At 35.5% G+C, this 1,556-nt stretch carries 3 protein-coding genes; 2 read left to right on the top strand and 1 reads right to left on the bottom strand.

All coding sequences use genetic code 11. The features are described 5' to 3' along the window. Together AC1DG9_RS26895 and AC1DG9_RS26890 are read left to right on the top strand one after the other, a co-directional pair. Positions 1–242 (top strand): hypothetical protein (locus AC1DG9_RS26895; protein WP_477635671.1); only part of this gene is annotated, 242 nt, incomplete at its 5' end. A gap of 200 nt (positions 243–442) precedes the next feature. Beyond that, complete coding sequence (locus AC1DG9_RS26890; RefSeq protein WP_172662613.1) at positions 443–790, top strand: hypothetical protein; 348 nt, start codon at positions 443–445, stop codon at positions 788–790. Positions 791–809: 19 nt separating this feature from the next. On the opposite strand, the gene bla is transcribed toward AC1DG9_RS26890, so the two are convergent. Continuing rightward, positions 810–1,532, bottom strand: a complete 723-nt coding sequence (bla, locus tag AC1DG9_RS26885; RefSeq protein ID WP_172662614.1) for a BlaB/IND/MUS family subclass B1 metallo-beta-lactamase — start codon at positions 1,530–1,532, stop codon at positions 810–812. Positions 1,533–1,556: the final 24 nt, after the last annotated feature.

Raw genomic sequence — 1,556 nt, 5'->3', positions numbered from 1 at the left:
GGATGAGAGAATTTGGTTTCCCTGAAGGGGATCCTGTGGGCCTGAATTTTTTTGATGCATTTTCGGAAACCAGCCCCGACCTGGAAACGCTAAAAAACAAAATAGATAGCGGGAAGATAGAGAATTGTGCAGGGAGCTACGACTTTTACAATAATGGACATTTGATTAAATGCATCGTAAATCTTTGGCATAATGAAAATAAGGAAGTGAGTGGCGTAATCATTTATGTTGCTTCATTGTAAATTATTGAACATTAAAAGTAAGTTTATGACAATCAGTAGGTTCACGTTTTTTTTTCTATTAAATATCTTTGTTTATAAGATGCCCTTAACTGTTTTATTGATGCTCAAATCCTAAGAACTTCTAATTTTTTAAAACCCTATACGCTACCATTAAGACGTCCCTAACGTTTAATATAAGGATTACTAAATTAACTAAAGTTATGGAACACAATGCCGGAGAGATTGTTGAACTAGCTGTTCGACGACAAAACGTAAATATTAGTGAGTTATCCAGGCGTTTACATGTAAACAGGCGAACCTTGTATAATTGGTTTCGACAAAAGAAACTTCATACAGATGTGATTTTCGAAATCGGAAAGGTCATAAATTATGATTTCTCACATGATTTTGAAGGTGAACTCAATGGCTTTGGTTTCCAGGAAGACCTTACGGTACTTAAGAATGACATTCAATCAGATCATCCGGGATCAGTTTATTATTGGATGGAAAAATATATTGCCTTACTGGAAGACTATAAAAAATTGGTAAGAAAAAGCTCTTTATCTTGATAAAGGGCTTTTTTTATTTCTATTGCATACTATTAGTTAGTAAATTTAAGGTGTGATCCAACGCATCCACATGATCCCAGTTCTGATGACCAGTGATCACAAAGCTTGGATTGGGAAACTTTTGCTTAATCTTATTTATTGTTTTCACCCATTGGGTAAGATTGGCCTCCTGGGTATTGCCTAAGTCTTTTGCATCTGTACTTTTCACCAGGCAGCCCCCATAAAGTACTTTTTCTTTTTCAAACCAAACGACAATGTTGTCTTTGGTATGACCTTCTCCTGCATAGTATGTTTGAAGCTCGTATTGACCAAGCGATATCGTTGTATCTCTTTTAAAAGTAAATTCTGCTCGTTTCTTATTGCTTTCTTTTAAAATTTTGTCAGTTTGATCAGTTGTAAAGGTTTTAGCACCACTATTCTTTAAAAAATCTAACCCTCCAGCTCTATCCTCATGTGAATGCGTGGCAATCTCAATTTTAACCGTCTTATTATGTTTAACTTTTATGCTATCGAGTAGGGGTTGGAATTGAGAGGTGTCCCAGGGAGCATCAATCATCATCACCCCGTCATTGGTCACTACATACATGCCATTGGCCGGGGTAATAGTCCCCTTATACGAATTGTAGGATGTGAAAATATAAAAGTCGCCGGTTAAATGTGAAATTTTTAAACCAGGGCTTGATTGTCCGAAAATATTTGAAACAAAATAAAGCGAAAGAATGAAAGTAAACAGGTAGCGCATAATTAATATAATATATTAGGTATG

This window comes from Pedobacter sp. 05L430 (genome assembly GCF_056397585.1).
This window is presented reverse-complemented; position numbering and strand designations above follow the sequence as displayed.

Excerpts from the sequence above, each read along its gene's own strand:
- bla (WP_172662614.1), bottom strand. The coding sequence starts at position 1,532 with ATGCGCTACCTGTTTACTTTCATTCTTTCGCTTTATTTTGTTTCAAAT.
- AC1DG9_RS26890 (WP_172662613.1), top strand. The coding sequence starts at position 443 with ATGGAACACAATGCCGGAGAGATTGTTGAACTAGCTGTTCGACGACAA.